Source organism: Nitrospirillum pindoramense (assembly GCF_007827955.1).
Classification (GTDB): Bacteria; Pseudomonadota; Alphaproteobacteria; order Azospirillales; family Azospirillaceae; genus Nitrospirillum; species Nitrospirillum amazonense_B.
In genome coordinates this window covers 1-15,798 of the sequence record NZ_VITR01000015.1, presented here as the reverse complement: position 1 = coordinate 15,798, position 15,798 = coordinate 1, and the positions used below count along the sequence as shown (strand labels likewise).

Here is a 15,798-nt window from a genome sequence, read left to right as displayed (position 1 = left end):
TGGTCCGCCTGCCCCATTATGCAACAAGTTGCATAATAAGAATGACGGGCGCCGCCATGACCACCCCCTACCCCCATCTGCTGCAGCCGCTGGACCTGGGCTTCACCACCTTACGCAACCGCGTGCTGATGGGGTCCATGCACACCGGGCTGGAGGATAGCCGCCACACCCTGCCCCGGCTGGCCGCGTACCTGGGGGAGCGGGCGGCAGGCGGGGTGGGCCTGATCGTCACCGGCGGCTTCGCCCCCAACATAGCCGGCTGGACCAAGCCCATGGGCGGCACCCTGGCCCTGACGTCCACCGCGCGCCGCCATCGCCCCATCCCCGAAGCCGTGCATGCGGAGGGGGGCAAGATCGCGCTGCAGATCCTGCACACCGGCCGTTACGGCTATCACCCCTTCGCCGTCGCGCCGTCCCGCATCAAATCACCCATCAGCCCCTTCACCCCGCATGCGCTGAGCGCCCGGGGGATAGAGCGGCAGATCCGTGCCTTCGTCCGCTGCGCCCTGCTGGCGCGGGAGGCCGGGTATGACGGCGTGGAGATCATGGGGTCCGAAGGCTATTTCATTAACCAATTCCTGGTGACCCACACCAACAAACGCACCGACGCCTGGGGCGGATCCTACGAGAACCGCATGCGCCTGCCGGTAGAGATCGTGCGCCGCACGCGCGAGGCGGTGGGCCCGGATTTCATCATCATCTACCGCCTGTCCATGCTGGACCTGATCCCCGACGGCAGCACGTGGGAGGAGGTGGTGCGGTTGGCCAAGGCGGTGGAGGCGGCGGGCGCCACGCTGATCAACACCGGCATCGGCTGGCATGAGGCGCGCATCCCCACCATCGCCACCTCGGTCCCCCGCGGGGCCTTCGCCTGGGTGACCAAGAAGATGAAGGGCGAGGTCGGCATCCCGCTGGTCGCCACCAACCGCATCAACACGCCAGAGGTGGCGGAGCACATCCTGGCCGAGGGTTGCGCCGACATGGTGTCCATGGCCCGGCCCCTGCTGGCGGATGCGGCGTTCGTGAACAAGGCCGCCGCCGGCAAGGCGGATGAGATCAACACCTGCATCGGCTGCAACCAGGCCTGCCTGGACCATACCTTCAAGGCCCAGATCTCCACCTGCCTGGTGAACCCGCGCGCCTGCCATGAGACGGAGCTGACCTACGCCCCCGCCGCCGTGCGCAAGCGTATCGCCGTGGTGGGCGCCGGCCCCGCCGGCCTGGCCGCCGCCACCGTGGCCGCCCAGCGCGGCCATCACGTCGACCTGTTCGAGGCGGCGGGCGAGATCGGCGGCCAGTTCAACATGGCCAAGCGCATTCCCGGCAAGGAAGAGTTCCATGAGACGCTGCGGTATTTCCGCCGGCAGATGGACCTGACGGGCGTCAGCCTGCACCTGAACCGCAAGGTCACCGCCGAAGACCTGATCGGCGGCGGCTTTGACGCCGTGATCCTGGCCACGGGCGTCATCCCGCGGAACCCGCGCATCCCGGGGCAGGACGCGGGCATGGCCAGCGGCCGGGTGGTCACCTACCTGGACGTGCTGCGCCACAACAAGCCGGTGGGCCGGCGGGTGGCGGTCATCGGCGCCGGTGGCATCGGTTTCGACATCAGCGAATTCCTGGTGCAGGACGGCCCCTCCCCCACCCTGGACCTTGCGGCCTGGCAGGCGGAATGGGGCGTGACCGATCCGGCCGCCGTGCGCGGCGGGGTCACGCGGCCGGAGATCACGGCGCCGGCGCGCGACGTGACCCTGTTGCAGCGCAAGCCCGGCGGCCTGGGCAAGGGCCTGGGCAAGACCACCGGCTGGATCCACCGCCGCCTGCTGAAGATGAAGAACGTGCAGATGCTGGCCGGCGTGAATTATGAGCGCATCGACGATGCCGGCCTGGTCATCACCTTTGGCGAGAAGCGGGAAAGCCCGACCGTCATCGAGGCCGACACCATCGTGCTGTGCACCGGACAGGAGCCACTGCGCGATCTGCACGAACCGCTGACAGCGGCGGGCATCGCGGTCCACCTGATCGGCGGTGCCGACGTGGCGGCGGAACTGGACGCCAAGCGGGCGATCAACCAGGGCAGCCGCCTGGCCGCCACCCTCTGACGGAGACCATCATGACCGACCTGCCGCTGCATCCCGCCGTCGCCGCCAGCCTGGAGAAGTGGCACGACGGCATCGTCCGCCGCGACCTGTCCTTCCTGCCCGACATCGTGCATCCGGAGGCGGTGTTCCGTTCCCCCATGGCATTCACGCCCTATGGCCCGGCGCCGGCCTTGGTCCTCATCCTGGGCACCGTCATCCAGGTGTTTCAGGACTTCGCCTATCACCGCCAGTTCGTCGACGCCGACGGCCTGAACGTGGTGCTGGAGTTCAGCGCCAAGGTGGGCGAACGCGAATTGAAGGGCATCGACATGATCCGCTTCGACGCGCAGGGTCGAATCGTGGAGTTCGAGGTGATGGTCCGCCCCATGAGCGGCCTGCAGGCCCTGGGCGAGGAAATGAGCCGCCGCCTGGCCCATGCCCTGCCCGCGCATAAGCAGCGGGCCTGACCTGCAAATGCCAGCGGCATGCGTAAGGGCCCATGCCGCTGCGGGACGCTCCCCTGTTTACGAGAAGGGGGGGGCGCTGCGGATTTGCGCAGACCGGCGTGGGCTGCAAAACAAGGGAATAGCCAGTCATGACAAATGCAGTCCCCCACAGGGTCAACCTGGACATCCAGGGCGCCATCGCCCATGTCCGCCTGGCGCGGCCGGAGAAGCTGAACGGCATGGACTTCCCTATGCTGCGCGCCTTGGTCCGCGCCGCCAGGGAGATCCGCCGCCACCGCCAGGTGCGCGCCGTCATCCTGAGCGGCGAGGGTGCGGCCTTCAGCACCGGCCTGGATTTCGCCGCCGTGACCCAGAAGCCGTGGGAGGTGGTGAAGGCCTTCGTCACCCTGGGCCGCAGCACCAACCTGTTCCAGCGCGCCTGCTGGTGCTGGCGCGAGCTGCCGGTGCCGGTCATCGCCGTCCTACACGGCCGTTGCTACGGCGGCGCCCTGCAGGTGGCGTTGGCGGCGGACTTCCGCATCGCCACGCCGGACTGCGAATTGTCAGTGATGGAGGGCAAGTGGGGCCTGATCCCCGACATGAGCGGCAGCGTGTCCCTGCGCGAGCTGGTGCCCATTGACCTGGCCAAGCGCCTGACCATGACGGCCCAGGTGATCAGCGGAACGGAGGCCAAGGCCCTGAACCTGGTGACCGAGGTGGCGGACGACCCCATGACGGCGGCGGAAGCGTTGGCGGCCCAGCTATGCGCCCGCTCCCCCGACGCGGTGGCGGGCACCAAGGCCCTGTTCCAGCGCGCCTGGAGCACCAGCGTGCGCGGCGCCTTCGCGACGGAACGGCGCATCCAGTTCCAGATCATGCGCGGCGCCAACTGGCGCATCGCCTTGCGCGCTGGCCTGGAGAAGAAGCCGCCACAGTTCAAGGAGCGGAGTTTCCGGCGATAATTTCACCAGCCGTTGAACCGGTCCCAGCGTCGCAGGTCACCGCCCTCCTTGGGCAGGACGGTATAGGCGTCGAACTGGGCGGCGGTAGCGCAGGCGTGGTTGGGCAGGATGCGCAACTGGGTGCCGATGGGAAACAGTGCCTCCAGGTCGGTGCCGGCCGCCCCCGTCCAGTGCAGGACGCCATGTTCCTGGTTGGCATCGCGGAAGGCCAGGTCGGCAATGGGGGTGCCGTCGACGGCGGCGACCAGGCCGTATCCATGGTCCTTGGCCTGGCGCTGGGTTCCCCGGTCGCGGCTCATGGCCATCCAGCCGCCATCGGTGATGACCCAGCCCGTGTCGGCGCGGTGACCGATGACGGTGGACAGCACCGACAGGGCGATGTCGTCCACGGCGCAGACACCCACCCCGACCATGACCAGGTCGAAGAAGACATAGACACCGGCACGCACCTCCGTCACCCCGTCCAGGTGCCGGGCGCTGAGGGCCGTGGGGGTGGAGCCGACGCTGACCACCGGGCAGGCATGGCCGGCGGCGCGCAGGCGCTCAGCCGCGCGCACGCAACCCGCCCGCTCCTGCTCCGCCATGGCCGCCAGCGCCTCGGGTGTGTTGAGGCCGTAGGAACTGCCGGCATGAGTCATTACGCCGTTGAGGCGGGCACCGCCGCCCCTCTCCACCGTCAGGGCCGCCGCAACGTCCAGCAACACCGGCGCCTCCGGATGGATTCCGGAACGGTGGCCGTCGGTATCAACCTCGATCAGCACGGTGTGGACATGGCCATTCTCCCGCCCATGGCGGGACAGGCGCTCGGCCGTCGTCACCGATTCCACCACCAGGGTCAAGCGCACACCGGCCTTGGCCAGGCGCAGGGCGTGGTCAAACTTGGGCGGCGCGATGGCCACGGCGTAGAGGATGTCACCATAGCCGGCGGCGAAGAAGCACTCCGCCTCCTTCAAGGTGGACACGGTCAGGCCCCGGGCACCGGCGGCCACCTGGCGCCGCGCCACCTCCAGGCACTTGGCCGTCTTCACATGGGGTCGGAAGCGCACCCCCAGCGCGTCCAGGCGCCCCTGCATGCGGGCGATGTTGGCGTCCATCCGCCCCTCATCCAGCAGCAGCACGGGGGTTTCAAGATCGGGGGGAAGGACGGGATGGGTCACCAGGGCACTCCCTGCCGGCAATCGACGGCGTGCAAGATAGCGCGGGGACAGGGCGTTCCCAAAAGAAAAGCCCGGTTCGGTCAGCGAACGAACCGGGCGTAAAAGGTGGGTAGGAAGGAAGATGAAGCCCCGCGCAGGCTGGAGGGCCACGCGGAGATGTTACAACCCACCCACCCGCTGCGGGTTCCGCGTCCAAGGACGGTTCTGACGTCCGAACCGTGAGCCCCGCCCCTCGCTCTACCGATACGAGGCGAAGCTGGGTTCAATGGGGGCCAGCAGCAGATGCTGGCGCATCTCATAGGTCAGGGGGTGGAAAATCTCGCCCAACAGCTCCGCCCAGCGCAGGGGGTAGGGCGAGGGCTGCCCGTCTGGGCGCAGCACCCCGGTCTGGTCCAGGGGATGGATGGCGGGATGGCGGCGCAACGCATCCAGCTTTTGGTCCAGCAGGGCCTCCGTCCGCGCCAGCCAGGCGGCGGTGAGGGGCGTGCCCTTCTTGAAGATGAAGGCGCAAAGGCCGATCAGTTCCTTGTGCGACCGGCGCAGCAGATCACCGAACTCCCCCGTGACGTGCGGAATGCCGTGGGCCAGTTCCTGATAGCCCAGGGCCAGCTTCTCCGGCCCCTCGGCCGTTGGCTGGGCCAGCAGGTCGAAGAACGGCCCCCACCTCTTGGACGTGCTTTTGATGTCGGTATAGCCGCCGCCGTAATGGTGCATCAGGTAACAGCGCAGGTAATCCGCCTTGTGCGTGGAACTGAGGTAGGGCCAGGCCGGGTGCAGGGGGGCGTCCGGCTTCACCCATTCCGCCACCGTTTCCTGGGTGATGAAGGCGACGCCGCAGCCGGTGTTGCGGAAGATGGTCCACAGCGCCCGCATGCGGGCGTCGGACATGATCTCCGGCCCGGTCCATAGGCAAAAGACGATGCGGCCGGCGAAGGCGTCCAGGTCGTGCGACGGTGGGATCATTGGGGTGCGATCATAGGAATGCCATGGGAGCGGGCTCAGAGCATGGAGGGGGCGACCGGAATGCCCAGACCGGTCATGAGGGCGACGCGGCGCTCGGCGATCTCAGGCGTGGGGGCGGGGTGACGGCGATAGACGTACAGGTAATCGATGACGACGTTGTAGTCGTTGGCCTGACGGCTGTCGCCCCGGCGGTCCGTGGTCGCGTCCTTGACCTCGAAGATGCGGGACGCCAGCACCGGCACATGCACCGGAATCTGACGGTTGATGACGGCCAGCATGAAATCCCAATCCTCATACGCGCGCATGAAAACGTCGAACTCCAGCCCCGTCAGCAGGGCGCGCGGAAAGGCGAAGCAGGACATATGGACCTGGTTCTTGATGTAGACCCCCGGTGTCAGGCGGCCGGCCATGTCCACCCGGTCCTCGCTCAGGAACTCCGGCCCCTCGGGGCGCCGCCGTTCGGTCACCACGCTGCCGTTGGCATAGACGGCCAGGCCCTGCTGAACCGCGGGTTGGGCCAACAGGGCGGGAATGAAATCCGGATGCCAGGCGTCGTCATCATCCAGGAACAGGATATAGCGCCCGCGCGCCAGCATCAGGCCCAGGTTGCGGCTGGCGGAAGGGCCAGGGGCGCCGTTGCGGCGGATGTAGATATCGTCGGCGGACAGCAGCTCGGCGCAGGCGCGGTCCGTTTCCGCATCCGTGGCGTCGGAAATGACGATCACCTCCACCGCCGCTGGCTGCTGCTTGACGGACGCCAGGGCGCGGCGCAACAGGGGCGCCCGCCTGTGGGTGGGAATGATGACGGTGACCTCGGGCTCTGCCATGGCACGGCGCCCCGGTTCAGGGACTGCCCGGCGCCTGCGGGGCGCCCTGGGCCGCCACCGCGTCCGCCAGCCTGGCCGTGACCGCCGCCATGACCGGGGCCCAGTCACCCGGCGCGGTCTGCCGGAACTGCGTCAGCGTCGGATACCAGGGGCTGGTCTCCACCCCCGCCTCCAGCCAGCGCCAGCAGCTGTCGAAGCGGTTCAGCAGCCAGACCGGCCGGCCCAGCGCGCCGGCCAGATGGGCCACGGCGGAGTCCACGCTGATGATCAGATCCAGCCCCTGCACCAGGGCGGCGGTGTTGGCCATGTCGGCGAAATCCGCCGTCCAATCAATCAGGCCCAGGCCCGCGCCATCCGCCCCCTTCTGCAGGGAGAAGAAGCGGGCGCCGGCCTGTCCCAGCAAGGGGGCCAGCAGCTCCGGCGCCACCGACCGGCTGCCATTGCGCGGATGATGGGGATTGCCCGCCCAGCACAGGCCGACGCGCAGGCCCGGGTGTTCCGCCAGGCGCGCGCCATAAGCAGCGGCCTCCTCCGCTGGCGCGGCCAGATACGGCACCTCCGCCGGGATGGTCTCCAGGGTGGTGCGGAAGGCGCCAATCAGATTGTGCAGGGGCAGGCGCACGTCGAAGCCGGGGGACAGGTCGCCGATGGCCACCGCCTCATCCACCTCCGGCATCGCTGCCACCAGGCGCAGCAGCTCCGGCTGGCATTCCACGATGACGCGCGCGCCCAGGGCCTTCAGCGGCCGGGCATACCGCACGAACTGCAGCGTATCGCCCAGTCCGCTGTCGGCGGACAGCACGATGGTGCGCCCCGTCTGGGGGATGGGCTGGCCAGCCTCGTCCACGAACAGGCCGACCTGGCTTTCCGTGATGCGGCCATGCCAGATCCAGGCGATGCCCTCGGCCCCCTTGGCATAGTCGCCCTTCCGCAGGTGCTGGCGGCCGGTATAGATGTTGGCCTCGACATGGGACGGGTTGATCTGCAGCGCCTTGGCCAGATAGGCCAGGGCCTCGTCGGTACGCCCCAGATGTTCGCAATATTTGCCGATGCGGCAATAAACGTCGTCCAGGTTGTTGAGCAGGGCGCCCTTTTCCAGCAACAGCGCCACCGCGTCCTCATACGCCTCCAGCGTGTCGTAAACCTGGGCCAGGGCGTCGATGACGCGGGCGTCGGTGGGGGCCGCGGCCAGGGCGCGCAGCAGCACGTCCCGCCCCTCCTCCACCCGCTGGTGGGCCACCAGCTGGTTGCCCAGGTTCAGCAGGGCGTCGACATAGGTGGGGTTGATCTCCAGCGCCCGGCGCAGCAGCGGCTCCGCCTCCGCGAACGGGGCGATCAGGGCCAGGTTGTTCATGACCGCCAGATTGTCCGGGTCGGCGCCCAGGATGGCGGTGTAGGCGGCGTGGGCCTCCGCCACCCGGCCCTGCTGGTGCAAGGAAATGGCCTCGGCGAACTTGGCGTCGATCTCATGCCGGCGGGCGACCTGGGCGAAGCGCGCGGCGCCGTTGTCCGCCCCCGTGGCCAAGCCCCAGCCCTTGGTCCGCTTGCGCAGCACGAACTCGATAGCGGACTCCGAGGTGCCCTTCAGCGTCTGGTCGCGCAAGGGCGCGTCATACTGGAAGCCGCTGTCCAGCTTCTCCAGCTTCAGCACCTCCACCTCTTCCTTGAACAGGTCCAGCAGCTGCACGATGCTGATCGACTTGGGCGACCAGCTCTGCGGCTTCAGGATGGTGAAGGTCCATTTGTGGTCCTGGTTGAAGATCGAGGGCCAGACGCCCTGCTCATACATATCCTCGTCCGGGATGGTGATGATCAGGTGACCGCCCGGCTTGCAGATACGGATCCAGTTGCTGAGCGCCCGCACGGGGTCGACCAGATGTTCCAGGCAGTGGCTGGAATGGACGAAGTCGTAACTGTTGTCCGCCACCCCCTCCATCAGCATGGCGTCGCCGTCCGGCAAATCCCAGGGACGGGTGGACGTCATCAGGGGGAAATAGTCCTTGAGCTTGCCCAGCGGATCGGGGCCGCAGCCGATGTCTATCCCCTCCCCCACGATCCAACGGCGGGCGAAGCGCCCATCCGCGGCGCGGCGCAGCATCTGCTTGGTCGTTTCATCCGCCATCACATTACTCCGCTTACCGCGCGGCACCCTGATCCCGGCGTGCCTTCAAGGGGAAAGATGACGCCGCGCCATGTTAGCGCGGCGTGATGACCAGATAGCCCTCGTCACCATAATCGCGGGCGATGGTGTGGGTGTGCCGGAACAGGCGGAAGGCGAAGTCGATATTGCGATCGTAAAAGGCCAGGGTTTGCGCATGGTCCGGCATGTTGCCGCCGGCGAAGGGCCCATCCTCATAGATGCGCAGGTCGTCCACCAGGATGACGTCGCGGCTGCGCGGTCGCAGCTCGCGGATCAGGCTCATCTCCCGTTCCAGGGGCAGGCGGATGTTGTAGTCCGCATGGTCACCATACTTGGCCAGATGATAATCGGCACCGGGGAAGTGCGCGTCCAGCCAGTACATGACCGGCACCTCCGCCGGGATCATCGGCAGCACGGTCTTCAGCACGTCCTCACTGGTGGCCGTCAGGATCTGGGCCTGGGGCACGCTGGCCAGCCGCACCCGCGCATGGTCCGCGATCTCGGGGAATATTTCGGAAGAGAACAGCCGCTCAAACCCGAAGGAGGCCGCGTGCAGCAGGCTGTCGCCCGCCCCGGTGCCGGTTTCGATGAAGACGCGGCAGTGGTAGGTGTCCAGCATGCCCCTGAGATCGAAATGATGCAGTTTTCCCATGGCTACCCACCGTTATTGCGACCGGGCGCCCGGTGACCGGGGCATCCGTCTGATCAGGCACCCCGCGAGGGGCGGGGCGATACGCGGCATTGAAACCAGCCTTTGGGTTCAGCCGGCCTGGCCCGGCTTGACCCGGATGGCCAGCAGCCGTTCCTCCAGGTCCTGGACGAACCGGTCGGTATCACCCAGGGTGCGCCGCCAAGCGTCGCCGCCGCCCAAGGCGTCGCGGAACTCCTTATACGCCTCGGGCTGCGTACCCAGCTTGACCGCCAGGGCCACGTAATCGTCGACACTGGTGGTGATCCCGGCGGACAGGCCCACGGTGCGCAGCAGGCTACCCGCCATGCGCGACGAGAAGGTCTTGCCTGACAAGGTGACCATGGGCAGGCCCATGCGCAGGGCGTCGCTGGCCGTGGTGCCGGAATTGTACGGATAGGTATCCAGGAACACATCGGCCAGCGGCAGACGGGCCAGATATTGGGCCGGGCTGGCCGGACCGGCGAAGATCAGCCGCTCGGGCGCGATGCCGTGGGCCTGGGCCCGGTTCAGCATGTTCTGGCGTGCCCAGGGCGTGCGCGCCAACAACCACAGGACGGAATTCTCCACCCCGCCCAGGATGCGCATCCAGGCGTCGAAGATATCGTCCGTGATCTTGTAGGTGTTGGAGAAGCAGGTATAGACGAACTTGTCCGTTGGCAGGCCCACGCTTTCCCGCGTGGGCGACGGGTCCACCGGCGCCTTGCTGTCGTTCACCTGATAGCAGATGGGCATATACAGCGGCTTGGGATGGAAGTCGGCAGCCAGGTCCTGCGGTACCACGAAATCGTCCACGATGGCGTAGTCCAGCTCGGGGATGGGCTGGGAGCCGACGAAGCCGAGGTAGGAAATCTGCACGGGCGCCGGCTTGCGGCGAATAATGCCGGGGCGGGACCCATCGGTCAGGCCATTGAGGTCGACAAGGATATCCAGTTCATGCTGGCGCATGAGATCCGCCACCTGGTCGTCGCTCATCTCGGCGACGCGGAACCACTGGTCGAAGGCGCCCAGGATGCGATGGCGAAGGTAGCTGCTGTCATCCAGGCCCATGTCATAGCCATAGACCTGGAACCGCGACCGGTCGTGCTTTTCGATCAACTCCACCATCAGCATGCTGACAGGGTGGAGGTTATAGTCGGAGGAGAGATACCCGATGCGGACCTTCTCATGGTCGTAGCCATCGGCGGGCGCCCGGCGCTGAAGATCGCCGAAACGGGAAATCCACCGCTCCACCCATCGGTTGACGACCGCGTTCTCATCGAACAGGGACATGAGGGTGAGGCCGCCGGAACTGGCGACCAGATCGTCCTTGGTCAGCCCAGGAATATGTTCGTAAACCGGCCAGGCACACATCTTCAGGCGCAGGTGCACCCAGTGGCTGATGGCGTCGGACTGGTTGGGCACGGTCAGCAGGCTGCGGTGCAATTCCCGCTCCGCCTCTTCGAATCGACCCATGCGCTCCAGCAGGCGGCCACGCTGATTCAGCAGGATCGTGCGCATGTCGTCGGGCTGGACGGCCCGGCGCCAAATCTCCAGCGCCTCGTCCGTCTTGCCCTGGCTTTCAGACATGAGCCCCAGGTTGATGGCGGCGACGAGGAAGTCGGACTTGAGCGCCAGGGCGGCGTTGTAGGCGGCCCCCGCCTCAACCACATCGCCGATGTTGGCGAGTTCCACACCCAGATTAAAATAGGCCGCGTGCCGAAGGGGGACATCGGCCGGCGTCTCATCCAGCCACAGCTGGTACAGCGACGCGGATCGCATCCAGGGCGCCGAGCCGCGCGCCACATCGATCAGGCCCAACAGGTTATTGAAGTCCAGACGCCCCAACAGGAAGCGGAAGGCCCGTTCCTCAACCCCCGGGGGGATTTTCCAATCTCTGGCGCTCAGGTATTTGACGATGTCGGCGGTTTGCAGTGGTGCCTGGTTTATAGCGGAAGCGGCAGAGGGCACGATCGATGTTCCATAATAAAGTACCCTCAGGCCTTATCAATTCCTGAAGATATCGCCAATATCGCAAGGAATCATAACACGATGTTTATGGTGGAGCGATCTGCAACTTTACCCTGATCATCGGCAACTTGCGATGAATCCGCGGCGGGGGCGGACGACGCCGTGCCGGTGACCGGGACCGCGGGGGATTGGGCGGCGCCGCCCTGGGCATTGGGTGCCTGGGATACGGCGGTCTGGGTTTGCAGAACCTTGGCATAGGCCGTGCGCCCCTGAAGCTCGCGCGAAGGGGACAGCCGAAAGGCGCCTTTATCGGACTTTTCGTTCTTCGTCGTCACGTTGTCACCAACCCGAACCACGGGCCGCTGGTATCCCGGCGTCGCCGGCAGGGCCTGAGCCGCCATATTATACGCAGCCACGCCCGAGAGCATACTCTGCTGTGATATCCGGACGGCATCGGCCGGGGTGCTGCTGGTCTGGCTGGCCCTGGACGGGTCGGCCCCGGCGGACCTGGCCAGGGCTTTCTGGAAATCGCCATCGCTCCGGCCGGCAGGCGCGGTCTTGGTGAAGGTGGTCTTGGTGACCCCTCCGCCTATCGGCCGCGATGATACCGGATCGTTACCCATAAACCCCAACCCGCACGCCTTCCCAAACAGGGGAAGTTGTGCCTGAACCAGGAACCGGAGCCCTTAAAAGCGTCGAGGATTGGGGGAAGGATGACACCCCCAATCCTAGCGACGCCGCCCCTGATCGGGCCGAAGTGCTGCCCCGCACCCCGGCCCGCACCGTCACGCTACCTTATCACCCGGACAGGCCGGTCAGCCAGGCATTGACCTGATCGGTGCTGAACGCGTGGACCTGGGCCGAGGTGAACACGCTGGCCTGGGCCGTCGTCATGTTGGACAGCTGGTCAGTGGTCAACCCGGAAATCTGGTCCGTGGTCAGGTTCGTCACCTGACTGGTCGTGAACTCCCGGATATCGGCCGTCGTCAGCGAGCTGATCTGGACCGTGGTCAAGGACTGGACCTGGGCGCTGCTGAGAACCGCGACCTGGTTGCTGGCCAGGGCCGACAGGTTGTCGGTCGTCAGACCCGCCACCTGGCTGGTCGTGAGCGCCTGCACCTGGCTGGTGTTCAGCGCCCGGACATCCGTGGTGGTCAACGCCCCCAGTTGCGCGGTGGAGAGCGCCTTGACCTGGGCACTGTTCAGGCCGGAGACCTGGGTAGTCGCCAGGGCGGAGACCTGATCCGTGGTCAGCGCCTGAACCTGCGCCGTCGTCAGCCTGGTCACCTGGGCACTGCTGAGCGCCGTGAGGTTATCCGTGCTGAGCGTCGACACCTGCGCCGTCGTCAGGGAGGAGACCTGGGCCGTCGTCAGCGCCCGGACATCCGAGGTGCTGAGGGAGTTCAGCTGGTCGGAGGTCAGGGACTGGACCAGGGCACTGGTCAAGCTGGCCACCTGAGCGGTGCTGAGCGCCGTCACCGTGTCGGTGCTCAGGTTCGACACCTGCGCCGTCGTCAGCTGACCAACCTGGGCGGTCGTCAGCTCACGCACATCCGCCGTCGTCAGGCTGTTCAGCTGGGCGCTGGTCAGGGACTGCACCTGCGCGCTGCTCAGCGACTGGACCTGACTGCTGCTCAAGGCGTTCAGGTTATCGCTGCTCAGACCCGACAGCTGAGCCGTCGTCAGGGACTGCACCTGCGTGTTGCTCAGCTTCTGCACCGTCGCGGTGGACAGGGCGTTCAGCTGATCGGTGGTCAGCGCCTTGACCTGGGCCGTGGACAGGCCGGTCACCTGGGCCGTGCCCAGCGCCGCCACCTGGTCGGTGGTCAGCGACTGGACCTGCGCCGTCGTCAGACCCGATTCCTGGGCCGTGGTCAGTGCCGACAGGTTGGCCGTGCTCAGCGTCGACAGCTGCGCCGTCGTCAGCTGACCAATCTGGGCCGCACTCAGCTCACGAACGTCAGACGTCGTCAGACTGTTCAGCTGATCCGTGGTCAGCGCTTGCAGCTGACTGCTGGACAGACGCGCCACCTGGGCGCTGCTCAGCGCGTTCAGGTTGGTGGAAGCCAATCCGGACACCTGGCTGGTCGTCAGCGCCGACACCTGCGACGAGGTCAGGGCCGCCGCGTCAGACGTGCTCAGCGCGTTCAGCTGATCCGTCGTCAGGGACTGAACCTGGCCCGTCGTCAGGCTGGCCACCTGCGCGGTGCTCAGCGCCGACACCGTGCTGGTGGCGAGGTTCGACACCTGCGCCGTCGTCAGCTGGCCGACCTGGGCGTTGGTCAGTTCACGAACGTCGGAGGAGGTCAGGCTGTTCAGCTGATCCGTCGTCAGGGACTGGACCTGGTTGCTGGTCAGCCTGGACACCTGGGCGCTGTTCAGGGCGTTCAAGTTGTCACTGCTCAGGGTCGACACCTGCGCCGTCGTCAGCTGGCCAATCTGGGCGCTGGTGAACTCCCGGATATCGGAAGTGGTGAGCGCGTTCAGCTGGGAGCTGGTGAGCGACTGGACCAACGTGCTGGTCAGCGACGCCACCTGGGCACTGTTCAGGGCCGACAAGTTATCGCTGCTCAGGCCCGACAGCTGAGCCGTCGTCAGCGACTGGACTTGGGTATTCGTCAGCTTCTGCACCGTCGCGGTGGACAGCGCGTTCAACTGATCGGTGGTCAGCGCCCGAACCTGGGCCGTGGACAGGCCGGCCACCTGGGCCGTGCCCAGCGCCGCCACCTGGTCGGTGGTCAGCGACTGAACCTGCGCCGTCGTCAGACCGGCTTCCTGCGCCGTTGACAGCGCCGACAGGTTGGCCGTGCTGAGGGCCGACAGCTGCGCTGTCGTCAGCTGGCCAACCTGGGCCGAGTTCAGCTCACGGACGTCAGATGTCGTCAGGCTGTTCAGCTGATCCGTGGTCAGCGCCTGGACCTGGCTGCTGGACAGGCGCGCCACCTGGCCACTACTCAGCGCGTTCAGGTTATCGCTGCTCAGGCCCGACACCTGGCTGGTCGTCAGGGCGCTGACCTGGTTCCCCGTCAGTGCCCGGGCATCCGCCGTGCCCAGCGCGTTCAGCTGGTCGGTGGACAGCGCCTGAACCTCGGTCGTGGTCAGGGACGCCGTCTGCGCCGTTGACAGCGCGCCCACGTTGGTCGTGCTGAGGCTGGCCACCTGGGCCGTCGTCAGCTGGCCGACCTGGGTCGTCGTCAACTCCTGGACATCCGCCGTCGTCAGGCTGTTCAGCTGATCCGTGGTCAGGGACTGAACCTGGTTGCTGGTCAGACGCGCCACCTGGGCGCTGCTCAGCGCGTCCAGGTTGTCGCTGCTCAGGTTCGACACCTGCGCCGTCGTCAGCTGGCCGACCTGGGCGGTCGTCAGCTCACGCACATCCGCCGTCGTCAGGCTGTTCAGCTGCGCCGTCGTCAGAGACTGGACCTGGTTGCTGGTCAGGCTGGCAACCTGGCTGCTGCTCAGGGCGTTCAGGTTATCGCTGCTCAGGCCGGACAGCTGCGCCGTCGTCAGAGACTGGACTTGGGTATTCGTCAGCTTCTGCACCGTCGATGTGGACAGGGCGTTCAGCTGATCCGTCGTCAGCGCCTTGACCTGGGCCGTGGACAGGCCGGCCACCTGGGCCGTGCCCAGCGCCGCCACCTGGTCGGTGGTCAGCGACTGAACCTGCGCCGTCGTCAGACCGGCTTCCTGCGCCGTCGACAGCGCCGACAGGTTGGCCGTGCTGAGGGCCGACAGCTGCGCCGTCGTCAGCTGGCCAACCTGGGCCGAGTTCAGCTCACGAACGTCGGAGGAGGTCAGGCTGTTCAACTGATCCGTGGTCAGCGCCTGAACCTGGCTGCTGGACAGACGCGCCACCTGGGCGCTGCTCAGCGCGTTCAGGTTGGTCGAGGCCAACCCGGCGATCTGGCTGGTCGTCAGCGCCGACACTTGCGACGAGGTCAGGGCCCGCGCGCCCGCCGTGCTCAGCGCGTTCAGCTGGTCGGTGGACAGCGCCTGAACCTCGGTCGTGGTCAAGGACGCGGTCTGCGCCGTCGTCAGCGCGCTGACATTGGTCGTGCTGAGGCTGGCCACCTGGGCCGTCGTCAACTGGCCAATCTGGGCGTTCGTCAGTTCCTGAACATCCGCTGTCGTCAGGCTGTTCAGCTGATCCGTGGTCAAGGACTGGACCTGATTGCTGGTCAGCCTGGACACCTGGGCGCTGTTCAGGGCGTTCAGGTTGTCGCTGCTCAGGTTGGAAACCTGGGCCGTCGTCAGCTGGCCAATCTGGGCGCTGGTGAACTCCCGGATATCGGAAGTGGTGAGCGCGTTCAGCTGGGAGCTGGTGAGCGACTGGACCAGCGTGCTGGTCAGCGACGCCACCTGGGCACTGTTCAGGGCCGACAGGTTATCGCTGCTCAGGCCGGATAGCTGCGCCGTCGTCAGCGACTGGACCTGCGTGTTGGTCAGCTTCTGCACCGTCGCCGTGGACAGCGCGTTCAGCTGATCGGTCGTCAGCGCCTTCACCTGGGCCGTGGACAGGCCGGCCACCTGGGCCGTGCCCAGCGCCGCCACCTGGTCGGTGGTCAGCGACTGAACCTGCGCCGT

The 15,798-nt window shown here is 66.9% G+C and carries 11 protein-coding genes; 3 read left to right on the top strand and 8 right to left on the bottom strand.

The genetic code is table 11. The features are described 5' to 3' along the window. Positions 1–56: 56 nt before the first annotated feature. The 3 genes from FBZ90_RS22000 to FBZ90_RS21990 all read left to right on the top strand — a co-directional run bounded on the left by FBZ90_RS22000 (position 57) and on the right by FBZ90_RS21990 (position 3,489). On the top strand, positions 57–2,102 hold the full coding sequence (locus tag FBZ90_RS22000) for an NADPH-dependent 2,4-dienoyl-CoA reductase (protein ID WP_145735142.1): 2,046 nt from the start codon (positions 57–59) through the stop codon (positions 2,100–2,102). 11 nt (positions 2,103–2,113) lie between these two features. Beyond that, positions 2,114–2,548, top strand: a complete 435-nt coding sequence (locus FBZ90_RS21995; RefSeq protein ID WP_145735141.1) for a nuclear transport factor 2 family protein — start codon at positions 2,114–2,116, stop codon at positions 2,546–2,548. Between the two features lie 128 nt (positions 2,549–2,676). Next, a complete protein-coding gene (locus FBZ90_RS21990) occupies positions 2,677–3,489 on the top strand; it encodes a crotonase/enoyl-CoA hydratase family protein (protein ID WP_145735140.1) in 813 nt (270 codons plus the stop codon). Between the two features lie 2 nt (positions 3,490–3,491). Here the strand turns inward: FBZ90_RS21990 and FBZ90_RS21985 are convergent, their stop codons facing one another. The 8 genes from FBZ90_RS21985 to FBZ90_RS27960 all read right to left on the bottom strand — a co-directional run. Beyond that, the gene (locus tag FBZ90_RS21985) at positions 3,492–4,646 is read right to left on the bottom strand and encodes an alanine racemase (protein ID WP_246130679.1); all 1,155 of its coding nucleotides are present in this window, start codon (positions 4,644–4,646) and stop codon (positions 3,492–3,494) included. Between the two features lie 237 nt (positions 4,647–4,883). Next, entirely contained in the window at positions 4,884–5,609 is a 726-nt protein-coding gene (locus tag FBZ90_RS21980; RefSeq protein WP_145735139.1) for a glycosyltransferase family 32 protein, read from the bottom strand. Positions 5,610–5,644: 35 nt separating this feature from the next. Next, positions 5,645–6,436: a glycosyltransferase family 2 protein gene (locus tag FBZ90_RS21975; protein ID WP_145735138.1), complete on the bottom strand. Its 792-nt coding sequence runs from the start codon at positions 6,434–6,436 to the stop codon at positions 5,645–5,647. A gap of 16 nt (positions 6,437–6,452) precedes the next feature. After that, positions 6,453–8,558, bottom strand: coding sequence for a tetratricopeptide repeat protein (locus tag FBZ90_RS21970; RefSeq protein WP_145735137.1), 2,106 nt, complete (start codon positions 8,556–8,558; stop codon positions 6,453–6,455). A 73-nt stretch (positions 8,559–8,631) separates the two neighbouring features. Then, positions 8,632–9,228 (bottom strand): hypothetical protein, encoded by a 597-nt coding sequence (locus FBZ90_RS21965; RefSeq protein ID WP_145735136.1) that lies wholly within the window; start codon positions 9,226–9,228, stop codon positions 8,632–8,634. 108 nt (positions 9,229–9,336) lie between these two features. Next, on the bottom strand, positions 9,337–11,214 hold the full coding sequence (locus tag FBZ90_RS21960) for an O-linked N-acetylglucosamine transferase, SPINDLY family protein (protein WP_246130677.1): 1,878 nt from the start codon (positions 11,212–11,214) through the stop codon (positions 9,337–9,339). Positions 11,215–11,285: 71 nt separating this feature from the next. Continuing rightward, complete coding sequence (locus tag FBZ90_RS21955; RefSeq protein ID WP_145735135.1) at positions 11,286–11,837, bottom strand: hypothetical protein; 552 nt, start codon at positions 11,835–11,837, stop codon at positions 11,286–11,288. 175 nt (positions 11,838–12,012) lie between these two features. Continuing rightward, positions 12,013–15,798, bottom strand: a 3,786-nt coding sequence (locus tag FBZ90_RS27960) for a beta strand repeat-containing protein (protein ID WP_186455985.1), incomplete at its 5' end; no start/stop codon positions are given.

Bases quoted from the DNA above. Each gene is read 5' to 3' on its own strand.
- FBZ90_RS22000 (WP_145735142.1), top strand. From the start codon at position 57: ATGACCACCCCCTACCCCCATCTGCTGCAGCCGCTGGACCTGGGCTTC.
- FBZ90_RS21955 (WP_145735135.1), bottom strand. From the start codon at position 11,837: ATGGGTAACGATCCGGTATCATCGCGGCCGATAGGCGGAGGGGTCACC.
- FBZ90_RS21970 (WP_145735137.1), bottom strand. From the start codon at position 8,558: ATGGCGGATGAAACGACCAAGCAGATGCTGCGCCGCGCCGCGGATGGG.
- FBZ90_RS21980 (WP_145735139.1), bottom strand. From the start codon at position 5,609: ATGATCCCACCGTCGCACGACCTGGACGCCTTCGCCGGCCGCATCGTC.
- FBZ90_RS21965 (WP_145735136.1), bottom strand. From the start codon at position 9,228: ATGGGAAAACTGCATCATTTCGATCTCAGGGGCATGCTGGACACCTAC.
- FBZ90_RS21975 (WP_145735138.1), bottom strand. From the start codon at position 6,436: ATGGCAGAGCCCGAGGTCACCGTCATCATTCCCACCCACAGGCGGGCG.
- FBZ90_RS21995 (WP_145735141.1), top strand. From the start codon at position 2,114: ATGACCGACCTGCCGCTGCATCCCGCCGTCGCCGCCAGCCTGGAGAAG.
- FBZ90_RS21990 (WP_145735140.1), top strand. From the start codon at position 2,677: ATGACAAATGCAGTCCCCCACAGGGTCAACCTGGACATCCAGGGCGCC.